This window comes from Streptomyces aureus (assembly GCF_001418135.1).
Taxonomy (GTDB): domain Bacteria; phylum Actinomycetota; class Actinomycetes; order Streptomycetales; family Streptomycetaceae; genus Streptomyces; species Streptomyces aureus_A.
In genome coordinates, this window is the sequence record NZ_LIPQ01000596.1 from 1 (window position 1) to 3,423 (window position 3,423).

5 protein-coding genes are annotated in these 3,423 nt (G+C 73.8%); 1 reads left to right on the forward strand and 4 read right to left on the reverse strand.

Going from position 1 to position 3,423, the window contains the following annotated elements; all coding sequences use genetic code 11:
• Positions 1-4 precede the first annotated feature (4 nt).
• Together AOK00_RS34705 and AOK00_RS34710 are read right to left on the reverse strand one after the other, a co-directional pair.
• A partial coding sequence (locus AOK00_RS34705; protein WP_055604112.1) for a YhjD/YihY/BrkB family envelope integrity protein occupies positions 5-654 on the reverse strand: 650 nt, incomplete at its 5' end.
• 165 nt (positions 655-819) lie between these two features.
• Positions 820-1,293 (reverse strand): winged helix-turn-helix transcriptional regulator, encoded by a 474-nt coding sequence (locus AOK00_RS34710; RefSeq protein ID WP_055604113.1) that lies wholly within the window; start codon positions 1,291-1,293, stop codon positions 820-822.
• Positions 1,294-1,405: 112 nt separating this feature from the next.
• Between AOK00_RS34710 and AOK00_RS34715 the strand changes: the two genes are divergently transcribed.
• Complete coding sequence (locus AOK00_RS34715; protein WP_055604110.1) at positions 1,406-1,921, forward strand: PaaI family thioesterase; 516 nt, start codon at positions 1,406-1,408, stop codon at positions 1,919-1,921.
• A gap of 66 nt (positions 1,922-1,987) precedes the next feature.
• Here AOK00_RS34715 and AOK00_RS34720 read toward each other — a convergent pair whose 3' ends face one another.
• Both AOK00_RS34720 and AOK00_RS34725 read right to left on the reverse strand, forming a co-directional pair.
• Complete coding sequence (locus AOK00_RS34720; protein ID WP_254047612.1) at positions 1,988-2,353, reverse strand: luciferase domain-containing protein; 366 nt, start codon at positions 2,351-2,353, stop codon at positions 1,988-1,990.
• Positions 2,354-2,489: 136 nt separating this feature from the next.
• A partial coding sequence (locus tag AOK00_RS34725; RefSeq protein ID WP_079042353.1) for a PP2C family protein-serine/threonine phosphatase occupies positions 2,490-3,423 on the reverse strand: 934 nt, incomplete at its 5' end.

The following is a 3,423-nucleotide window of genomic DNA, read 5'->3' on the forward strand; positions in this document are numbered from 1 at the left end:
GGGGTCAGGTGCCGGTCGGGGGGTCGCGGCGCAGGCGCCGGTCGAGCAGGCTCTCGTGGACCAGGCGGCCGACGAGGGCGCTCCCGTAGACGACGAAACCGACGCCGACGAGCCACGACTGGAGGACGAGGACGGTGCCGAACTGGCCGTACGTCACCGCGTTCGAGGCGATGAGCGGTGAGAAGACGAGCTGGGAGAAGATGCGCAGCCCGAGCAGGCCGAGGGCGGTCAGGACGGCCCCCGGGGCGACGGCCCGCCAGCGGATGCGGCCGCAGAGGAGAAACCGCTGCGACCACCAGAAGAAGAGGAAGGTGCCGATCAGGTCGCCGAGGGCGACGAGAGCGGTGATCATGGCCGGGGACTCGGCCGGTGCGGGGGTGGCGACGAACAGGAGCAGACAGGCGACGAGGACGGCCAGCCAGACGACGTGCCGCCACATGGTGTGCCAGCGGGCCGTGGGGAGGTCCCAGGCCCGTTCGTACCCGGTCTGAACGGCGGATCCGAAGGTGACACCGAAGGCGGCGAGGGCGGCGAGACCGAACGCCGTGGTCCGTTGCAGGGCCTGTCCCGGCTGCCCGAAGAGCCGCTCGACCTCCTCCTCGGAGACCTCGGAGACGCCGAGGCCCTGGACGAGCCAGCGGGCGAAGCCCTGACNNTCGGCCGTGCTCGGCGCGGGCACCGTCGTACGGCGGACCGGGTGTGGAGGGCATGCCTCGTGAGGTACCCGGCTGGACGGTGCGACATCGCAGGGGTGCGGCCGAACGGGTGCCGGGGCGGGGTGGATCCAGGGGTTCGTCCCGGCAGCCGCCCGGCCGGGTGTCAGGGGGTGAGCGGCCGGGCGCCGGGGCCGGGGCGGACGGTGACGTCGCGGGCGGCCAGCGTGGCCCGTTCCTCGCCCTCGCACTGGACGACGACGCGGACGGGGGCTCCGCAATCGGCGTGCCGGATGTCGAGGACGGGACCCTCCGGCTCGCCCGCGTGGATGTCACCCCACTGCTTCAGGGCCAGGAGTACGGGCCAGAGGTCGACGCCCTTGCGGGTGAGCCGGTACTCGTACCGTGTCCGGGAACCGGGTTCCCGGTACGGCTCCGCCCGCAGCAGGCCGGCCGCCACAAGTTTGCGGAGCCGGTCGGCGAGGACGGCCTCGGAGAGCCCGAGGTGCCGACGGAACTCGTCGTAGCGGCGGACGCCGTTGAAGGCGTCGCGCAGGATCAGCAGGGTCCACTTCTCGCCCACGAGGTCCAGGGCGCGGCGGACCGGGCAGTTCTCCGTGTCCGTCTCCAGCCACTTCATCGTCACACTGTAGCCACCTGACTGCGTCGTTGACAGTCAGCTTTCAGGACGGCTAGCTTCGCAGTACAGAGCCAGCTGGGAATCAGCCGGCCACGTCGGGCGGAGAGTGGTCATGGGGCGGTCGCGCACGGTCGAGTGGGAGGACGCCGGAGCCACCGCACGGGCCGCCGGGACGATGGCGGGCCTCGACTTCCTGCGGGAGATGGTGGCGGGGCGCCTGCCGGGTCCCCCGATCGCGGCGCTCCTCGGCTTCGGTCTGGAAGAGGTCGAGGACGGTCGCGCGGTGTTCGCCTTCGAGCCGGGCGAGGAGCACTACAACCCGATCGGCAGTGTGCACGGCGGGGTCTACGCGACCCTGCTCGACTCGGCGGCCGGCTGCGCGGTCCACTCGACGCTCCCGCTGGGCGCGGCGTACACCTCGCTCGACCTGTCGACCCGGTTCCTCCGGCCGATCACGGTCGACACGGGCAAGGTGCGGGCGATCGGCACGGTGATCTCGCGCGGGCGCAGGACCGCGCTCGCGGAGGCGGGCCTGTACGACGCGGAGGACCGGCTGCTCGCCCACGCGACCAGCACGTGCATGCTGTTCTCGGTCCCGGCGGGGGGTTCGGGGAGCACGCGCGCGTAGAGCCGTCCGGACGGCGGCGCGGCCGGGACCGGTCCCGGTTCGGTGCGGGCCCCGCCCCCGGTCAGGTCAGCGGAGTCCGGCGACCGGGCGGGTGCGGGTGCAGCCGTCCGGGGCGACGTCGGGGACGCCGTTGGCCTGGAGGGCGGCGCTGACCAGGGTGGCGAGCAGGTCGATGTCCGACCCCATGTCCAGACGGACCGTCACCCACCCCGATCCGGCGCGCAGACGGACCGCGCTCGACCCCAGGAGGGCCGGTCGCAGCTTCGCGATCATGGCTCGGGTGAGGTGGACGTCGGCCTCGTGTTCGCCGTGGAAGTGCACGATCTCGTGCGTCGCCGTACCCAGTCCGAGCGCGGCGCCGCAATGGGCGCGGCCGGGGGACAGCGAGGGCCAGCTCATCAGACGTTCACTGGCATGCCTGGCCGTGTTCATACGAGGAGCGTGCCGGGCCCGGGGGCCGCGCACAAGCGTCCGGCCGGAAGAATCGCGCTGAGGGCCGAAACATGCTGGAAGCAGGGGTGGTGTGACCGTGCGTCACGGCGTTCCGTGGGGCGGATGTGACCCTGTGTCACTGGTGTGTACGCGTGCGGAGCCTGGCCGCGAGGACGGCCACGTCGTCCTCCGCACCGTGCGCGCCGAGGCGGCGGAGCACCTCGTCGACGACCCGGTCGGGTCCGGAGTCCCGGGGAAGCCGGAGTGCGGCGAGCCGGGCGAGGGAGTCGTCGATGTCCTCTCCGCGGCGTTCGACGAGTCCGTCGGTGAAGAGCAGCAGGGTGTCGCCGGGGAGGAGCGGACGCGTGGTCGGTTCGTAGCCTCCGACGCCGGTGCCGAGGGGTGGGCCGACGGGGAGGTCCACGAGTTCGGCCGAGCCGTCGGCGCCGAACACCGCGGGCGGGAGGTGTCCGGCGCTCGCGAAGGTCGCGGTGCCGCGGGCCGGGTCCACCCGGACGAGCAGGACGGTGGCGGGGCGTCGGGCGCCGTCCTCGGCGACCACGGAGTCGAGGTGGCGCAGCACCCGGTGCGGGGGCAGGTCGGTCGCGGCGACCTCGCGGAGTGCGGTGCGGTAGGCGTTCATGTCGACGGCCGCGTCGAGGCCGTGCCCCATGACATCGCCCACGACGAGCAGGCTGCGGCCGAAATGGAGTCGTACGGTCTCGAACCAGTCCCCGCCGACGAGGGCGCGGGGCCCGGCGGGCAGATAGCCGCCGGCGATCTCCAGATTGGGGTGCGGCCGTCCGGGCTCGGCGACGAGGGCGCGCTGGAGGTGCAGCGCGGCGTCCTCGGCGGCCGCGAGACGACGGGCGTGCCCGAGGTGCCGGGCGGCGAGGCGGGCGGCGTGCCGGGCCAGCGCCACCTCGTCGCCGGAGAAGGGCCTGCCGCCGGTACGGATCAGGGTGACCGCCCCGAGCGGCTCCTCGTCGTGGACGGCGAGGGGGAGGGAGAACCGGTGGGCCGCGGGTCCGCCGGGGGCGGCGGAGTCGCCGGGCGGGATGGCACCAGGG